Origin of the sequence: Streptomyces sp. NPDC013157, from assembly GCF_042899865.1 — a bacterium.
Taxonomy (GTDB): domain Bacteria; phylum Actinomycetota; class Actinomycetes; order Streptomycetales; family Streptomycetaceae; genus Streptomyces.
This window is the reverse complement of sequence record NZ_JBIBAK010000007.1, coordinates 49,004-69,297: the sequence shown is the minus strand read 5'-3', so window position 1 is coordinate 69,297 and position 20,294 is coordinate 49,004. Positions and strand designations below refer to the sequence as shown.

Here is a 20,294-nt window from a genome sequence, read left to right as displayed (position 1 = left end):
CTTCCTCGATTCGGTGCGGGTGGGCACTTGCTCGGTCGGGGCTCACCGGGCGCGGTCGCCGGATTCCTCGTCGGGTGCGGGGGCGGAGACAACGGCCCGGACGACCCGCTCCCCCGCCGAACCGTTGGTCAGGACGACCCATCCGGTGCCGGACCGCAGCGCGCAGGTGAGGAGCGCGTGGTAGCCAACTGGTTCACCGCCGTGCCCGAAGTGAAGGTCGTCTCCCGTCCGGTCGACGACCGTGCCGAGGCCGTAGGAGCTGTCGGGGTACGGCGTGAGCAGTTCCGTGGCGCGTTCCCCCGTGAGCAGAGCCAGGGGCCGGCCGAGCGCGGAGCGCCGTACTTCGAGCGCGGCCCTGGCGATGTCGGCGGCCGTTGTCCACAGTCCGGCCGCCGCCATGTCCGGCCTGATCAGCCACCCGTCGTCGACCGGGTTCCCACCGGGGACGTGTCCGATCGCCACGGGGAGGCCGGAGTGCTCGGGGAAGGACTGGTCGAAGCTGCTGTGCTCCATGCCGAGCGGCTTCAGAAGTGCGTCGCGCAGCACATCGGCGAAGGCGTCGCCGGTGACGTCGGCGATCACCTGCTGGACCACCCAGTAGTGCACGTTGGCCTTGCGGAAGGCCTCTCCGGGAGTCCCCTCGACGGCCACCGGGCCATTGACCGCCGGAGGCCGGCCGTGCAGGAGGTCGGTGAGCGTGGGGACGGTGCCGGGCCGGTATCCCTTGCCGGGCGCGGGGGCCAGTGCGGCACGCATGGACAACAGGTGGCGCAGGGTGGTGGGGGTGGCGTCGTCGCCGGGGACCCGCCATCCGGTGAGGTACCGGTTGACGTCCTCGTCGAGGTCGAGGACCCCCTGGTCCACCAGCCGCAGCACGCCGAGTGCCGTGATGTGCTTGCTCATGGAGCCCACCTGGAACAGGGTGTCGGGCGTCACCGGCGGGGCGCCCTCCGCGAGCGAGCCGAAGCCCTGGACGGCGACCAGTTCACCGCCTTCGAGCCGGGCCACGCTCGCCCCGGGCACGCCGGTCTCCGCCATGGCCGGCAGCGGTGACGGCAGCGCGGGGACCGCCGCGACCGCCGGTGTCTGCTCCTGCTGTGCCGTCGCGTCCACCGCGGCCGCCAGTTCCCCCAGGGTGAGGTGCTGGTAGACCATGAACAGGGTGAGCGGGAGCCCCGCCCGGCGGGCCTCGGAGACCTGCTGGATCACCAGGATCGAGTGACCGCCGAGCGCGAAGAAGCTGTCCTCTACGCCGACCGGCCCGGTGCCGAGCAGGGCGGACCAGATGTCGGCGAGGGCAAGCTCCGTGGCGGTCCGCGGCGGCGTGTGGACGGCCGGGGCAAGGCCCGCGTCGGGCGCGGGCAGGGCACGTTCGTCCAGCTTGCCGTTGGCGTTGAGCGGCATCCGCGCAAGGGTCACGAACGCCGACGGAACCAGGGGGGCCGGCAGTGTCAGGGCGAGCTCCGCACGCAACTCCTTCGGATCCGGAAGGGCTTCGCCGTCGGCCGAGGGCACCAGGTAGGCGACGAGGCGTACGTCTCCCGGGGTGTCCTCACGGCTCACCACCCTGGCCTCGGCAACGGGGGCGAGCCGGGTGAGGGCGGCCTCGATCTCGCCGGGCTCGACGCGGTATCCGCGTACCTTCAGCTGGCGGTCGATCCGCCCGAGGAAGGCCACGTTGCCGTCCGGCAGCATCCGGACCAGATCCCCGGTGCGGTACAGGCGGGCGCCGGGCGCGCCGTGGGGGTCGGGCAGGAACCGCTCGGCGGTCATGGCGGGCTGCCCGGAGTAGCCGCGGGTCACACCCGTGCCACCGACGTACAGTTCGCCGGCCACTCCGGTGGGCACCGGCTCCAGACGGGCGTCGAGCACGTACATCGTCATGTTCGGCAGCGGCCGGCCGATCGGCAACACGTCCGTGGCCGACGGCCGGGTGACCGGGAAGGTGCAGGTGCCCACGGAGGCCTCGGTCGGGCCGTACTCGTTGACGACCGGGGTCGTCGGGGCCAGTTCCCGCCAGGCCTCCAGGGTCCGCCGGGTGAACGCCTCACCGGCCACGACGAGTACCTCCGTGAGGCCGTCGGCCTGCTCGGCGGTCAACTGGTGGAGCAGTATCTCCAGATGGGCGGGGGTGAGCTTGACGAAGCTGTACGGCCCGGACTCGACGAGCAGTTCACCGAGCCGGTCCAGGTCCCGGGGCAGCACGTGCACCGTCTGCCCGGCGAGCAGCGGCGCCCACAGGTTGGGCACGACCAGGTCGAACGCCACGGACGAGAAGACCGGCGCGCCGCCCTGGCCGCGCTGCGCCAACTCCCCGACCGCCCAGCGCAGGTGGTTCGCGAGACCGCGGTGCGGCACGAGGACGCCCTTGGGCCGGCCCGTGGAGCCGGATGTGTAGATCACGTAGGCGAGCGCGTCCAGGTCGCGCACGACGCCCATGGATTCGGCGGACTCCGACGCGACCGCTCGCGCCTCCCGGTCCAGCAGGACGAGCCGCCCGCCGAAGACGTCCCTGAAGCGGTCCTCGTACGACGAGTGACTCACGGCGAGTTCGGCGCCCGCGTCGGCCAGCAGGTAACCGACGCGGTCGTCGGGATGGGCCGGGTCGAGCGGCAGATAGGCGGCGCCCGTCTTCCAGATGCCGAGCAGCGTCACGATCAGGTCGGCACCCGGTTCGAGGAGCACGCCGACCACCGACTCCGGGCCGGCGCCCAGTGCCCGCAGGTGACGGGCGAACCGGTTGGCCCTGGCATCCAGTTCCCCGTACGTGAGCTGTGTGCCGTCGGCTGCCACGGCGACGGCGTCGGGTGTCCGTGCCGCCTGCTCCTCGAACTCCGCGACCGCGTCGCGCTCCACGGGTTCGGCCGGATTCGTCGCCCAGGTACCGAGCAGCAGCTCCCGCTCCGAGTCCGGCAGCAGGGCCGTCCGGGCGTCGCCGTCCGGGTCGGCGGCCATCGCCTCCAGCACCGCCCGGAACATGGCCGCCATCCGCTCGGCGTTGGCGTGGCTGACCGCATGGGTGTTGGTGCGCAGGTTGAGCCAGGTGGACCCGGAGGCGACGGAGAACGGGAACTCGTTGAGAGCGAACCCGGTACCGGCGTCGGCGTCCGCCAGTTCGGCGTCCGCCTCGTCGAAGTCCTGGTAGCTGAAGTAGACGTCGATGAGCCGGTCCGAGTAGCCCCACTCCTGCTGGACGGCCGGCATCGGGAAGTGGCGGTGCGCCCAGGCCGATGCCTCGCGGTCGAAGACCTGCCGGACCAGTTCCCGCCAGGTGGCCGCGGTGTCGTCGGCCGGGAACGGCAGCGTGTTGAGGTGCATGCCCAGCACCCGGTCGGCACCGCGTGCCTCGGGGCGCACATGGCTGGTGAGGCCCGTGAAGAAGGCCCGCTCCTCGGTGAGGGTGCCCATCACCTTGAGGAACGCGGCGATCAGCACGCTCTTCACCGACGCCCCGGCGTCGGTCGCGAGGCCCTGCAACCGCGCCTTGAGGTCGTCGAAGGGGACCTTGAGGGTGTAGGACCGCAGCGGGCTCTCCGGGTCGTCCCCCCAGTCCGCGGGGAGGACGAACTTCTCGTGCCGCTGGACGAGGCCGCGCCAGAAGTCACGGCTCTCCGGCGAGGCGAGGGCTCGCGTCTCCGCGGCCACGGCGTCGGCGAAGCGCACATCGGGTATGTCGTACGGCTCCGGTTCCCCGCCGTCGCGGAAGCGGTGGTACGCGTCCAGGAGCTGGCCGAGTAGCACGTCCAGGCTCCAGCCGTCCAGGATCACATGGGCCTGGGTGATCGTGAACTGCCATATGTGGTCGGCGCACCGGTGTACGCGGATCCGCAGCAAGGGTGCTCGGTCGCAGGAGAAGACGGCCTCGCTCTGGCTGTCCACGTACTCCCGCACGGTCCGGTCCTGGGCCGCACTGTCCAGGCCTCGGATGTCGACGACCGACACGGGCAGGGCGACGTCCGTGTGGACGAGTTGGAGCGGCGTGGAGTACGTCTCGACGTCGACGGAGGTGCGGAGCACCTCGTGCCGGTCGACCAGCAGGTCCACCGCGCGTTGCAGCGCGTCGGGGTCGAAGTCGTGACCGTCGCGGAAGCGGACGGAGTTGACCAGGTGGTACTTGCGCGGACCGGTGCTGGCGAGCATTTCCACGAGCATGCCCGTCTGACTCTGCGTCAGCGGGTAGGCGTCGGCGAGGCCGTCCGGCAGCTTCTCCCGGTCCTCGTCGGTGAGCTGCGCGAACGGGGCGATCGTGAGGTCCCGCGCGGTCAGTTGTCCGCGTTCGTCGAGACGCGTCGACAGCTCGGCGAGCGTCCGCTGCTCGAAGACGTCCCGCATGGCCGCGTCCAGCCCCGCCGAGCGCAGGGCACCGATCAGCGCGACCGCGCGGATGGAGTCGCCGCCGAGGTCGAAGAAGCTGTCGTGCACTCCGACCCGGTCGACCTCCAGCACCCCGGCCCACACCGCGGCGACCCGCTCCTCGGTAGGAGTACGGGGAGCGACGTAGACACTCTGCAGGAAGGCGCCGACGCCCGGTACGGGCAGGGCCCGACGGTCGAGTTTGCCGTTGGCGGTGAGCGGCAGGGCGTCCAGGGCCACGAACGCCGCGGGCACCATGTAGTCGGGCAGATCACGGCCGAGCAGCTCGCGCAGCTCACGCGTTTCGGGAACCGTCGCGCCGCGCGCGGGAACCAGATAGGCGGCCAGACGCCGGTCCCCGGGACTGTCCTCACGCACGACGACGACAGCCTCACGCACATGCGGGTGCGCGGCCAGCGCGGCCTCGATCTCCCCCAGCTCCACACGATAGCCACGGATCTTGACCTGATGGTCGATACGGCCCACGTAGTCCAGACCACCGTCCGGCCGACGCCGGGCAAGGTCACCACTGCGATACAGACGCGAACCCGCCGGCCCGAACGGATCCGGCACGAACCGCTCCGCGGTCAGACCCGGCCGCCCCAGATAGCCACGCGCCACGCCAGGACCACCGACATGAATCTCACCGGGCACCCCCACCGGCACCAACTCACCCCTGCCGTCCAGCAGATGCACCGACAAGTCACTCAAGGGCGCACCGACCGGGTTGCCGGACGCCGCCCGCACATCCTCCTCCGTGACCCGGTAGAACGTGGTGTGCACGGTCGTCTCGGTGATGCCGTACATGTTGACCAGAACAGGGCTGTCCAGACCCAGCCGGTCCGTCCACGGCTTCAGTTCACGAAACTCCAGCCGCTCCCCCGCGAAGATCACATGCCGCAGAGCCAGCCGATCGACACGCGGATCACCCTCACCCGCGGCAGCCACCAACGCACGGAACGCCGACGGCGTCTGACTCAGCACCGTCACCCGCCGCTCGACCAGGAGATCCAGGAAATCCTCCGGAGAACGGGCCACATCCCGCGGGACAACAACCAGGGTGCCGCCGTGCAGCAACGCACCCCACATCTCGAACACCGACACGTCGAAAGCGAACGAGTGGAACAGACTCCACACATCCGACGCACCGAACGAGTAGTGCTCCTGCGCGGCACGCATCAACCGGACCACATTGGCGTGCGTGAGGGTCACACCCTTGGGACGCCCCGTCGAACCCGACGTGTAGATCACATAGATCGCGTTGTCCGGCCCCGACACCACCTCCGGATCGGTCTCCGGGCAGCCCGCGAGCACCGCACCATCCCGGTCCAACGCCACCACCCGACCGTCAAAGCCCCCCTCCTCCAACAGCCCTTCGAGGGCCGAGGTGGTGACCGCCACCTCCGCACCCGCATCCGCGAGTACGTAGCCGAGCCGTTCCACCGGGTGCGCCGGGTCCAAGGGCAGATAGGCGGCACCGGACTTGAGGACACCGAGCAGAGCCGGCAGCAGCTCCACCCCACGCTCCAGGCAGAGCCCGACCACAGACTCGGCACCCACACCCAACGACCGCAGATGATGCGCCAGCCGGTTCGCCCTCCGGTTCACCTCCGCATACGACAACTCCTCACCGTCCGCGACCACCGCAACCGCGTCGGGCGCCACCGCAACCCGCTCCTCGAACACCTCCTGCACACACCGCGACACCTCCTTGACCGACCCCGCAGGCCCACCCCACCCGAGCAACAACTCCCGCTCGCCCTCGGGCAGATACACCGCTCGCGCGTCCCCGTCGGGGTCCGTGGCCATCGCCTGGAGCACCGCGCCGAACATCCCGGCCAGCCGCTCGGCGGCAGCGCGGTTCATCACCGCGGTGCTGGTGCGCAGGTTGAGGAAGCCGTCCCCGTGCGCGTTCACGGACAGGCCCAGCTCGGTGGGGGCGCTGCTGATCACGGTCTCCAGCGCCTCGGCACGCGTGTCCTGGCCCTTGCCGAAGTCGACGTAGTTGAACATCACGTCGATCAGGCGGCCGCCGGCGCGGGACTCGCGCTGGATCTCCGGCATCGGGAAGTAGCGGTGCTCCCACAGCTCGATCTCGCGGTCGGCGACCTGACGTACCAGATCGCGCCAGGTGCGCGCGGAACGGTCGGCGGGGAAGGGCAGGGTGTTGGTGTAGAGGCCGTAGACCCGGTCGGCGCCCTCCACCTCGGGACGGACATGGCTCACGAGCCCGGTGTGGTAGGCGGGTTCATCGGTGAGCTGGCCCATCACCTTCAGATGCGCGGCGAGCAGCACGCTCTTGACGGAGGCGCCTTCCGACTCGGCGAGCGCGTGCAGCGCGGCGCGCTGGTCTTCGAGGGGCACCTTGACGCCGAACGCCTCGTGGGCCGTGCCGTCGCCGTCCGCCCATGCGGCGGGCAGGGGCAATTTGGCGTGCCCGTCGACGACGTCCGTCCAGTAGGCGCGATCCGCCTCGGAGGCGAGGGCCGTCAGCTCGGCCGCGACGGAGTCGGCGAACCGAACGCCGGGCGTTTCGTACGGCTCCGGCTCCAGGCCGTCCCGGAACCGGCGGTAGCAGTCCACCAGTTCCCTGACGAGCAGTTGGTGGCTCCAGCCCTCCAGGATGACGTGGCTCTGGGTGAGCGTCAGGAACCACGCGTCCGCCGAGCTGACGTGCGCGAAGACCCGGATCAGCGGCGCGGTGGAGCCGAGGTCGAACGGACGGGCGTGCTCGGCGGCGACGAAGTCGGTGACCTCACGCCGCTGCTCCTGCTCGTCGAAGCCGCTGAGGTCCTGCCAGGCGCACGGGACCTCGGCGTCCCTCCACACCAGTTGCATCGGTACGGAGTAGGAGGTCAGGTCGACGGACGTGCGCAGCACATCGTGGCGCGCCACTACGGTGCGCACGGCCCGGCGCAGGGCCTCGCCGTCGAAGGGCCGGTCGTCGGGGACGAGGACGGTGGCGACGTTGTGGTAGTTGTTCTCGCCGCCGCCGGACAGCGCCTCCACCAGCATGCCGGTCTGGTTGCGCAGCAGCGGGTAGGCGTCGTCCAGCCCGGCGGGCAGAGCGTCTCCGTCCTCCGCCGGGACGAGCGCGAACGGGGCGACGGAGGCGGCCGCTTCACCGCCGGGCGCCTCGCCCTCGGCCCCGGCCGAGTCTCCGAGCGCTTCGCACAGTGCGGCGACGGTGCGGTGCTGGAAGAGGTCACGGACGGATATCTCGAAGCCGGCGGTGCGCAGCGCACCGACCAGGGCGACGCCGCGGATGGAGTCACCGCCCATGGCGAAGAAGCCGTCGTGGACGCCGACCCGTTCGACTCCGAGGACCTCGGCCCAGACCGCGGCGACCCGCTCCTCCACCGCGGTGCGCGGTGCGGCGAAGTCACCGCGGGCCACGGCTTCCTCGGCGGGGACGGGCAGGGCGCGCCGGTCCAGTTTGCCGTTGACGGTCAGCGGCATGGCGTCGAGTGCGACGAAGGCCGAGGGGACCATGTACTCAGGCAGGTCGGTGCCGCAGTGCTCGGCGAGTGCGGCACCGTCGGGCAGTCCGGCGGCGGACGGCTCGGCGACGCAGTACGCCACCAGCCGCCGCTCGCCGGGCCTGTCCTCCCGGACGACGACGACCGCGTCGCGGACCTGCGGGTGCCCGGTGAGGACCGCCTCGATCTCGCCGGGCTCCACGCGGTAGCCGCGCACCTTGACCTGGTCGTCGGCCCGGCCCGAGAACTCCAGCCGTCCGTCGGGACGGCGCACGGCGAGGTCGCCGGTCCGGTACAGACGGGTGCCGGGCGGGCCGTACGGGTCGGGCACGAACCGCTCGGCGGTCAGGGCGGCCCGGCCCAGGTAGCCACGGGCCACGGACGGACCGCCGATGTACATCTCGCCGGGGACGCCCAGGGGCACGAGGTTTCCGTGCCGGTCGAGCAGGTGGACGGACACGTCGTCCAGTGGGAGGCCGACGGGGATCCGGCTGCCCGCCTCGCCGTCACCGGCCTCGACGGCGTGGAAGGTGTCGATGACGGTCGTCTCGGTGATGCCGTGCGCGTTGACGAGGACCGGCCGCTCCAGGCCGAGCCGGTCGATCCAGGGCCTCAGGTCGGACAGCTCCAGGGGCTCGCCGCCGTTCATGACCATGCGCAGCGACAGCCGGTCGATGCGCGGGTCGCCCTGTGCGGCGAGGTCCACCAGCGGGCGGAAGGCGGAGGGTGTTTCGGCGAGCATGGTCACCTTGTGCTCGGCCAGCAGGCCGAGGAAGTCCTCCGGGGAGCGGGCCACGTCCTGCGGGACGACGACCAGGGTGCCGCCGTGCAGCAGTGCGCCCCACATCTCGAACACGGAGACGTCGAAGGCGTACGAGTGGAAGAGCGCCCACACGTCGGACGCGTCGAAGGAGATCCGCCGCCGCATGGCCGGGAAGAGTCGGAGCGCGTTGGCGTGGGTCAGGCAGACGCCCTTGGGCCGTCCCGTGGTGCCCGAGGTGTAGATCACGTACAGGGTGTTTCCCGGCACGCTGAGGTTCGGCGGGTTCGTCTCGGGGCGTGCGGCCAGCGCCTCCTGGTCACGGTCGAGGACCAGCAGTGCGCCCTGGACGGCGCCCTCGACGAGAGGCGCCCGGCCCGCGTCCGTGATCACGACGCGGACCCCGGCGTCGGAGATCACGTGGTGCAGCCGGTCCGCCGGGTTGACCGGGTCCAACGGCACGTATCCGGCACCGGACTTGACGACGCCGAGCAGCGACGGCATGAGGTCGGCGCCACGCTCCAGGCAGACGCCCACCAGCGACTCGGGCCCCGCGCCCATGGCGCGCAGCTGGTGCGCGATCCGGTTGGCCTGCCTGTTCACCTCGGCGTACGTCAGCTTCTGGCCGTCGGCGATCACGGCGACGGCGTCCGGCGTGGCGGCCGCCCGGCGCTCGAACACCTCGTGCACGCACGTCTGATCGGCCTCGAACGGCTGGAAGGTGCCGGCGTGGCGCAGCGACTGCTCCTCGCCCGGCGGCAGGTACACCGCGCGGGCGTCCCCGTCGGCGTCCGCCGCCATCGACTCGAGCACCGCGCGGAACATCCCGGCGACCCGTTCGGCGTCGGCCCGGCTCATGGTGCGGGTATTGGCCTTGAGGTTGAGCCCCATGCCGATGTTGGCGGTCACGGCCAGCGCGAACTCGGTCGCGCCCTCGCCGAGGCCGGTGCGCGCGTCGACGTCCCGGTCCTCGGTCTCCGGGAAGTCCAGATAGCTGAACAGGGTGTCGACCAGCCGGCCTTCGCCGCCCGCCTCGCGCTGGATCTCCGGCATCGGGAAGTGACGGTGCGGCCACAGCTCGGCCTCGCGGTCGAAGACCTGCCGTACCAGCTCCCGCCAGGTGCGGGCGGTGCGGTCGACGGGGAAGGGCAGGGTGTTGACGTACGTCCCGTAGACCCGGTCGGAGCCGAGGACCTCGGGACGGACATGGCACACCAGGCCGGTGTGGAACTCGGCGTCTCCGGTGAGCTGGCTCATCACCTTCACGTACGCGGCCAGCAGCACGCTCTTCGGCGCGGCCTGCGCGTGGGCGGCGAGCGCCCTGAGCCGGGCCTCCAGACCGCCCACCGGGACGGGCACGGTGAAGTCCTCGCCGGTGGCGTCCGGGTCGGCCCAGGCGGAGGGCACGGACAGCGGGGCGTGGTCCTCCACCACGGCGCGCCAGTACGCGCGGTCCTCGGCGGAGTCCAGGGCCTTGAGTTCGGCGGCGACGGAATCGGCGAACCGCACCCGGGGCGCGTCGTACGGCTCGGGCTCCAGGCCGTCCCGGATCCGGCGGTAGTCGGCGAGCAGCTCGGTCATGAACTGGTACAGGCTCCAGCCCTCGATCACGGCGTGCGACGAGGTGAAGGAGAGCCGCCATCCGGTGTCCTCGACATGGACGGTCATGCGCACCAGCGGAGCCGCCGCGATGTCGAAGACCTGGGAGCGCTCCCCGGCCACGTACGCCGTCAGCGCCTCGCGCTTGGCGCTCTCCGCGAGGCCGCGGAGGTCGTGCACGGCGAGCGGGATGGCCGCCCGCTCGTGCACCAGCTGCATGGGTACGGAGTAGGAAGCGAGGTCCACGGAGGTGCGCAGGACGTCCTGGCGGGCGACGATGCCGTCGGCCGCACGGCGCAGCGCGGACTCCGTGAACGGTGCTTCGTCCTGGATGAAGTACGAGGTGGAGGCGTGGTAGCGGTTGTGCTCGTTGTCGGCGAGGGTCTCCACGAGCATGCCGGTCTGGATGCGGGAGAGCGGATACGCGTCGTCCAGCCCCTCGGGCAGCCGCTCCCGGTCCACCTCCGGCACCAGCGCGAACGGCTCGACGAACACCCCGTCCTCACCCGACAGGGCCGACCGCCCCGCCAGCGACTCCGCAAGACCCGCCACCGTCCGGCGCTCGAACACGTCCCGCACCGACACGTCCAGACCCTCGGCACGCAACGCACCGATCAACGCCACCGCACGGATCGAGTCCCCGCCCAGATCGAAGAAACCGTCCGTCACACCGACCCGTTCGAGCCTCAGCACCTGCGCCCAGGCGGCCGCGACCCGCTCCTCCAGCGGCGTCCTCGGCGCCACGAACTCCGCCCGGGCGAAGGCCCCCTCGTCCGGCACCGGAAGCGCGGCACGGTCCAGCTTTCCGTTGGGGGTGATCGGCAGCGACTCCAGCACCACGAACGCCGACGGCACCATGTAGGCGGGCAGACTCGTGCCGCAGTGGGCGGCCAGTTCCCTGCCCGGGGGCGGTCCGGCGGCCGGCCCGTGGGCCGCGTTCACCGCGGGCACGTAGTACGCCACCAACTGCTTCTCACCCGGGACGTCCTCGCGTACGACGACGACCGCCTCGCGGATCCCCGGGTGCGCGGCGAGCACCGCCTGGATCTCCCCCAGCTCGATCCGGTAGCCGCGGATCTTGACCTGGCTGTCGATCCGGCTCAGATACTCGAGGTCCCCGTCGGGCCGGCGCCGTGCCAGGTCACCACTGCGGTACAGCCGTGAGCCGGGCGGGCCGAAGGGGTCGGGGACGAACCGCTCGGCCGTCAGGGCCGGCCGGCTGAGGTATCCGCGGGCCACTCCCTCCCCGCCGACGCACACCTCGCCGGCCACTCCGTCCGGAACGAGATGGCCGTTCTGGTCGAGCAGGCGGAGCGAGACCCCCTGGAACGCGCGGCCGACGGGAAGGGAGGAGCCCTCCTCGCCGTCGCCGGCCTTGATGACGTACCGCGTGTCGATGACGGTCGTCTCGGTGATGCCGTAGGAGTTGACGAGCGTCGGCCGCTCCAGACCGAGCCGGTCCGTCCAGGGCCGCAGATCTGACATCTCCAGCGTTTCCCCGCCGAAGATCACGTACCGCAGCGAGAGCTCCTCGACGCGCGCGCCGCCGTCGGCTGCCGCGGTCGCCAGGGACCGGAACGCGGAGGGTGTCTGGCAGAGCACGGTGACGCGCTGCTCCACGAGGAGGCCGAGGAGGTCCTCGGGGGACCGTGCCACGTCCTGGTCGACCACCACCAGCCGCCCGCCGTGCAGCAGGGCTCCCCACATCTCCAGGACGGAGAAGTCGAAGGCGTAGGAGTGGAACAGGGTCCAGACGTCGTCCCCGGTGATGCCGAAGCTGTCGCGGGCGGCGTCCATGAGCCGCAGCACGTTGGCGTGGGTGAGGGCGACGCCCTTGGGACGGCCGGTCGAGCCCGAGGTGTAGATGACGTAGACGGTGTTGTCGGGGCCGGTCAGCGGGGCCGGGTCGGTGTCCGGGGAGGCCGCCAGCTCAGCACGGTCCCGGTCGAGGACCACCAGGTCCCCGGTGAACACCTCGGCCATCAGCGGTACGCCGGCCGATTCGGTCACCACCACCCGCAGCCCGGCGTCGGTCGCCACGTGGCCCAGCCGGTCGGCGGGGTTCACCGGGTCCAACGGCACATATCCGGCGCCCGACTTCAGCACGCCCAGCAGCGTCGGGATCAGGTCGGGTCCACGCTCCAGGCAGACGCCCACCAACGACTCGGCGCCGACCCCCAGCGACCTCAGGCGATGCGCCAGCCGGTTGGCCCGTGCGTTCACCTCCGCGTAGCTCAGCTCCTGTCCGCCCGCGACGACCGCGATCGCGTCCGGCGCGGCGGCCGCCCGCTCCTCGAACACCGCGTGCACACACCGCGACTCGGGCTGCGGAAAGGCCTCGGCCTCGCCCGTGCTCAACAGCAGTTCACGCTCGCCGTCCGGCAGGTACACGGCCCGGGCGTCACCGTCGGCGTCGGCGGCCATCGCCTCCAGGACCGCGCGGAACATCCCGGCGATCCGGTCGGCGTTGTCCTGGCTCAGGGTGTGCGAGGTGGTGCGCAGGCTGAGGATCCCGGACAGCGAGGTGACGGCGAGGGCGAACTCGTTCGGGGCGTCGTTGAAGCCCCAGCCGTCCTCGGCCACGTCGGAGTCCATGGCGTGGAAGTCCAGGTAGCCGAAGAAGACGTCGATCAGACGCCCTCCGCCGGGGTGCCGGATCTCCGGCATCGGGAAGTGGCGGTGCGGCCAGGCCTCGATCTCCCGGTCGGACACCTGGCGCACCAGCTCCCGCCAGGTCGCGGCGGTGCGGTCGGCCGGGAACGGCAGTGTGTTGAGGAACGTGCCGTAGAGCCGCTCGGCGCCTGCGGCCTCGGGACGGCAGTGGGTGACGAGGCCGGTGTGGAACGCGGGCTCGTCGGTGAGCTGGCTCATGACCTTGAGGTGGGCGGCGGTCAGCACGCTCTTGAGCGAGACGCCGGCCGTCCTGGCCAGGGCGGACAGGCCCTGCTCCAGGTCCGCGAAGCGCACCCCGGCCCGGATCGTCTCGGCGGGCCGGTCCCGGTCGCCGTGCCAGTGCGCGGGAAGCGTGAACGTGGCGTGGTCCGCGACGATGCCCTGCCAGTAGGCGCGGTCCTCGGCGGAGTCCAGGGCCTTGAGTTCGGCGGCGACGGAATCGGCGAACCGCACCCGGGGCGCGTCGTACGGCTCGGGCTCCAGGCCGTCCCGGATGCGTCCGTAGCAGGCCACCAGGTCGACGAGGAACAGCTGGTTGCTCCAGCCGTCCATGATCGCGTGGCTCTGCGTGAAGGTGCACAGCCATGACTCGCCGCCGAGCTGGTGCGCGAACACCCGCAGCGGCGGGCGGGCCGCGGACAGGTCGAAGACGTCGGCGCGTTCGGCGGCCACGAACGCGGTCATGGCGCGCCGCTGTGCCTCCTCGTCCAGGTGGCTGAGGTCTCGCAGGTCCGTCGGTATGTCGACCTGTGCGTGCACGAGCTGGAGCGGCACCGAGAATCCGCTCAGGTGCACGGAGGAACGCAGCACCTCGTGCCGGGCCACGACTTCCGCGACCGCCGCGCGGAGGGCGGGCAGATCCACGGGCCGGTCGTCGTGCACGCGGTAGACGTTGACGTTGTGGTAGTTGTTCCACGTGTCGTCGGCGAGGGTCTCCACGAGCATGCCGGTCTGGATGCGGGAGAGCGGATACGCGTCGTCCAGCCCCTCGGGCAGCCGCTCCCGGTCCACCTCCGGCACCAGCGCGAACGGCTCGACGAACACCCCGTCCTCACCCGACAGGGCCGACCGCCCCGCCAGCGACTCCGCAAGACCCGCCACCGTCCGGCGCTCGAACACGTCCCGCACCGACACGTCCAGACCCTCGGCACGCAACGCACCGATCAACGCCACCGCACGGATCGAGTCCCCGCCCAGATCGAAGAAACCGTCCGTCACACCGACCCGCTCCACGCCGAGGACGCGCGCCCACACCGCGGCCACCCGCTCCTGAAGCGCTGTCCACGGCGCCACGAACTCCCGCCGGGCGAACGAACCCTCCCCCGGCGCCGGCAGCGCCGCGCGGTCCAGCTTCCCGTTCGCCGTCAACGGCAGCACCGGCAGCACCACGAACGCGGACGGCACCATGTAGTCCGGCAGGGTGCGCGCGAGCGCCTCGCGCAGCGGCCCCGGGGCCGGGGCCGCTGCGCCCTCCGGCACGACGTACGCGACGAGCCGCTTGTCCCCGGCGATGTCCTCGCGCAGCAGGACTCTGGCGTCCGCGATCTGCTCGTGGTCGCCGAGCGCGGCCTCGATCTCGCCGAGCTCGATACGGAAGCCGCGGATCTTCACCTGTCCGTCGGCACGGCCCAGGAACTCGACGTCGCCGTCCGCTCGCAGGCGTACCACGTCGCCGGTGCGGTACAGGCGGGCCCCGGGTGTCCCGTACGGGTCGGGCAGGAACCGGTCGGCCGTCAGGGCCGGCCGGCCGAGATACCCGCGCGCCACGCCGGTCCCGCCGACGTACAGCTCGCCCGGCACGCCCACGGGCAGCGGCTGGAGCCGTTCGTCCAGCACGTACATCGTCACGTTCGGCAGCGGCCGGCCGATCGGCATGACCTCGGCCGTGGTGTCCCGCGGTACCGGGAACGTGCAGGTTCCCACCGATGCCTCGGTCGGCCCGTACTCGTTCACCAGCCGCGTCGCGGGGGCCAGTTCGCGCCAGGCCCGTACGACCCTGCGGGTCAGTGCCTCGCCCGCCACGACCAGGACCGGCGCGAGGGCGGCGGCCTGCTCCGCGGAGAGCTGGTGGGTGAGGACCTCCAGGTGGGCGGGGGTCAGCTTGACGAAGCTGTACGGCCCCGCGGCGGCCAGGGTCTCGCCGAGCGCGCCCAGGTCGAGGTCCTGGGGCAGCAGGCGGACCGCCTGGCCCGCGAGCAGCGGCGCCCACAGGTTGGGTACGACGAGGTCGAACGCGATGGACGAGAAGAGCGGCGCTCCGGTGCTGCCCTCGGCGGCGAGCTCGTCCACGGCCCAGCGCACGTGGTTGGCCAGACCGCGGTGCGGTACGAGCACGCCCTTGGGCAGGCCGGTCGAGCCCGAGGTGTAGATGACGTAGGCGAGGTCGTCGGGGCAGATCGCCCTGGCCGGGGCGGTCTTGGGCAGGCTGCCGAGGGCGAAGCCGTCCCGGTCGGTGAGCAGGCGGCGCGTCGTCTCCGAGGCGGGCAGCCGGTCCTCGTGGTCGGAGTGCGTCACGACGGCCGCGGCGTGGGCGTCGGTCAGCATGTGCGCGATGCGTTCGGGGGGCAGGACGGGGTCCATCGGCAGATAGGCCGCCCCGGCCTTCCAGATGCCGAGGAGCGCGGCGACCAGCTCCACGCCGCGGTCCAGGAGCACGCCGACGACGGACTCCCGCCCGACCCCGAGGGAGCGCAGACGATGGGCGTAGCGGTTGGCGCGGGCGTCGAGGTCCGCGTACGACATCCGGGTGCGCGCGTGGACGACGGCGGTGGCGTCGGGGGTCCGCGCGGCCTGCTCCTCGAACAGGTCGAGCACGGTCCGGGTCTCGGGCTCGGCGGGGTTGACCGCCCACTCCCGAAGCTGGCGGCTCAGTTCGTCCGCCGCCACGAAGGTGCCCCGGGCGTCCGCGGCGGGGTCCGCCGCCATCGACTCCAGCACCGCCCGGTACATGGCGCCGATGCGCTCGGCGTGGGGGCGGCTGAGCGCCCAGGAGTCGGCCGTCAGGAAGACGTGACCGTTGCGGGATGAGACGGTGAGCGGAAACTCGGTCGGGCTGTCGTCGATGCCCACGGCGTCGTCGACCAGGTCCGTGTCGACCTGCCGGAAGTCCTGGTAGTTGAAGAACACGTCGATGAGCCGCTGGGTGCCGCCGAAGGCCCGCTGGACCGCGGGCAGCGGGTGCCTGCGGTGCGGCCAGGAGGCGACCTCACGGGCGAAGACCTGCCGTACCAGCTCCAGCCACGTGCCCGCCGACCGGTCGACCGGGAGCGGCAGGGTGTTGAGGTACATGCCGTACACGCGGTCGGCGCCCACGACTTCCGGGCGCACGTCGTACACGAGTCCGGTGTGGAAGGCCGGGGCGTCGGTGAGCTGGCTCAGCACCTTGGTGTGGGCGGCGACCATGACGCTCTTGAGCGAGGCGCCGGCCTTGGTGGCGAGGGCGCGCAGGCCGGGCTCCAGGTCGCCCCAGGGCACCATCACGTGGTGGGCCCGGCGCGGGGCGTCCGGATCCTCGCCCCACCCGGCGGGCAGGGTGAACTTGGCGTACTCGTCGACGACGTCCCGCCAGTACGCACGGTCCTCCTGCGAGGCCAGCGAGCCGAGTTCGGCGGCGATGGAGTCCGCGAAGCGCACCTCGGGCGCCTCGAACGCGCCGGGGCCGCCGCCGTCCCTGATCTCCCGGTAGCAGTCGAGGAGTTCCATCAGCATCGAGTGATGGCTCCAGCCCTCCAGGATGGGGTGGCACTCGGTGGCCGAGATCCACAGGCCGTCACCGGCCGTGGGATGGGCGTGGAAGCGCATCAGCGAGGGCGTGCCCAGGTCGAAGAGGGTGAGCCGTTCCCGGGCCACGAACTCGCGCAGCGCCGCCTCGGCCTGCTCGGCGTCCAGACCTGTCAGATCGTGTACGCCGACGACGATGTCCGCGGTGGCGTGGACGAGTTGCATCGGCACCGAGTAGTCGGTGAGGTGCAGCGAGGTGCGCAGCACTTCGTGGCGTTCCACCAGGGTCCTGGCCGCCGCTTCGAAGGCGGCGGCAGAGAACGGCCGGTCGTCGCGGATCCGGAACGAGGAGACGTTGTGGTAGTTGTTGCGGCCCTCGTCGGCCAGCATCTCGATGACCATGCCGGTCTGGATCTGCGAGAGCGGGTAGGCGTCGACGACACCCTCCGGGAGCCGCTCGCGGTCCTCGGCGCTGATCAGCTCGAAGGGTTTGACGAAGACCTGGGACTCCGCGGAGAGGGCCGGCCTGCCGGTGACGAGCTCGGACAGTTCGGCCACCGAACGCCGGTCGAAGACGTCGCGCACCGACACGTCGATGCCCTCGGCACGCAGGGCGCCGACGAGTGCCACGGCGCGGATGGAGTCGCCGCCGAGGTCGAAGAAGCTGTCGTGCACTCCGACCCGGTCGACCTCCAGGGCGCCGGCCCATACCGCGGCGACCCGCTCCTCGGTGGGTGTGCGCGGAGCGACGTACGCGCTCTGGAGGAAGGCGTCGGTGCCGGGGGCGGGCAGGGCGCGCTGGTCGAGTTTGCCGTTGGCGGTGAGCGGGAGGGCGTCCAGGGCCACGAACGCCGCGGGGACCATGTAGTCGGGCAGATCACGGGCCAGCAGCTCACGCAGCTCCCGCGTTTCGGGAACCGTCGCGCCGCGCGCGGGAACCAGATAGGCGGCCAGACGCCGGTCCCCGGGACTGTCCTCACGCACGACGACGACAGCCTCACGCACATGCGGGTGCGCGGCCAGCGCGGCCTCGATCTCCCCCAGCTCCACACGGTAGCCACGGATCTTGACCTGATGGTCGATACGGCCCACGTAGTCCAGACCGCCGTCCGGCCGACGCCGGGCAAGGTCACCACTGCGGTACAGACGCGAACCCGCCGGCCCGAACGGATCCGGCACGAACCGCTCCGCGGTCAGACCCGGCCGCCCGAGATACCCCCGCGCCACGCCAGGACCACCGACATGAATCTCACCGGGCACCCCCACCGGCACCAACTCACCTCTGCCGTCCAGCAGATGCACCGACAAGTCGCTCAAGGGCGCACCGACCGGGTTGCCGGACGCCGCCCGCACATCCTCCTCCGTGACCCGGTAGAACGTGGTGTGCACGGTCGTCTCGGTGATGCCGTACATGTTGACCAGAACAGGGCTGTCCAGACCCAGCCGGTCCGTCCACGGCTTCAGTTCACGCAACTCCAGCCGCTCCCCCGCGAAGATCACATGCCGCAGAGCCAGCCGATCGACACGCGGATCACCCTCACCCGCGGCAGCCACCAACGCACGGAACGCCGACGGCGTCTGACTCAGCACCGTCACCCGCCGCTCCACCAGAAGATCCAGGAAATCCTCCGGAGAACGAGCCACATCCCGCGGGACAACAACCAGGGTGCCGCCGTGCAGCAACGCACCCCACATCTCGAACACCGACACGTCGAAAGCGAACGAGTGGAACAGACTCCACACATCCGACGCACCGAACGAGTAATGCTCCTGCGCGGCACGCATCAACCGGACCACATTGGCGTGCGTGAGGGTCACACCCTTGGGACGCCCCGTCGAACCCGACGTGTAGATCACATAGATCGCGTTGTCCGGCCCCGACACCACCTCCGGATCGGACTCCGGGCAACCCGCCAGCACCGCGTTGTGCCGGTCCAACGCCACCACCCGACCGTCAAAGCCCCCCTCCTCCAACAGCCCTTCGAGGGCCGAGGTGGTGACCGCCACCTCCGCACCCGCATCCGCGAGTACGTAGCCGAGCCGTTCCACCGGGTGCGCCGGGTCCAAGGGCAGATAGGCGGCACCGGACTTGAGGACACCGAGCAGAGCCGGCAGCAGCTCCACCCCACGCTCCAGGCAGAGCCCGACCACAGACTCGGCACCCACACCCAACGACCGCAGATGATGCGCCAGCCGGTTCGCCCTCCGGTTCACCTCCGCATACGACAACTCCTCACCGTCCGCGACCACCGCAACCGCGTCGGGCGCCAACGCAACCCGCTCCTCGAACACCTCCTGCACACACCGCGACACCTCCTCGACCGACCCCGCAGGCCCACCCCACCCGAGCAACAACTCACGCTCACCCTCGTCGAGCATGTCGAGCCGGGAGAGCGGTCGCTCGGGTGCGGCCAGGGCGGACTCCAGCAGGCGTACGAAGTGCCGGGCCGTACGCTCGACGGTGGCCCGGTCGAAGAGCGAGGTGGCGTAGACCAGTTGCCCCTGGAACGAGTCCTGCGAGACGTCGTTGATCTGGAGCTCGAGATCGCACTTGGCGATCCGGCTCGTCATGGGGTACGCCTCCACGTCCAGGCCGGGCAGGGTGAGTCCGCCGTCCCCACGCTGGTGCATGGTGAGCGCCACCTGGTAGAGAGGCGTGCGGGACATGTCGCGTTCCGGCCTCAGTTCGTCGACCAGTCGGGCGAACGGCACGGCCTGGTGGTCGTAGGCGTCGATGAGCGTGCTGCGGGCCCGCGAGACCAGTTCGGTGAAACCGGTGTCGGACTCCCAGCGCCCGCGCAGGACCAGGGTGTTGATGCCATAGCCGATGAGTGCCTGTGACTGCGGGTGGGTGCGTCCCGACACGGTGGTGCCCACGGCCACGTCGCGCTGTCCGGTGTAGCGGCCGACGAGTGCCTGGAAGGCCGAGAGCAGCACGACGAAGGGGGTGGTGTCGTGGCGCCGCGCGAGGTCCCGGACCGCGGCGGTCAGCTCCGCGGAGAGCTCGAAGGCGACCTCCGCTCCGTCGTGGCCGCGCAGGGCGGGCCGCGGCCGGTCCGCGGGCAGGTCGACGGGGGCGGTGCCGTCGAGCTGGGTCCGCCAGTAGTCCAGATGCCCTTCCAGGGCCTCGCCGGCGACCTCCGCACGCTGCCAGGCCGCGTAGTCGGCGTACTGGACGGGGAGTTCCGGCAACGCCGGGGAGCGTCCGTCGCGGAACGCCTTGTAGAGGGCGGCCAGTTCGCTGCCGAACACGCGGGTGGACCAGGCGTCGAAGGCTATGTGGTGGAAGACCACGGTGAGGATGTGGTCGTCCGGCGCCAGCCTGAGCAGCCGCGCCCGCGCGGGCCACTCCTGCTCCAGGTCGAAGGAGGTGACCGCCTCCTGGGCCACCACACCGGGCACCCTGTCCCGGGGGTGATCGGTGAGTGGAAGATCCAGGTCGGCGACGGCGTCGTCGACGATCTGCACCGGCTCGGCGGCGTCCAGCGCGTAGCGGGTGCGCAGGATCTCGTGGCGGGCCGTCAGCTGCGTCCAGGCGCGGCGCAGCGCCTCGGTGTCCAGTGCGCCGCGGATCCGGAACGCGAACGGAACCAGGTACTCGGGGCTGCCGGGTTCGAGCCGGTTGAGGAACCACATCTGCTGCTGCCCGTGGGACAGCCGCAGCGGGGTGTTCCGGTCCACGGGGCTGATGCCGGGACGGCCACTGCGGG

The 20,294-nt window shown here is 71.5% G+C and carries 1 protein-coding gene; it reads right to left on the bottom strand.

Going from position 1 to position 20,294, the window contains the following annotated elements; all coding sequences use genetic code 11:
- Positions 1-42: 42 nt before the first annotated feature.
- On the bottom strand, positions 43-20,265 hold the full coding sequence (locus ACFY6U_RS21785) for an amino acid adenylation domain-containing protein (RefSeq protein WP_390040555.1): 20,223 nt from the start codon (positions 20,263-20,265) through the stop codon (positions 43-45).
- Between the last annotated feature and the right edge of the window lie 29 nt (positions 20,266-20,294).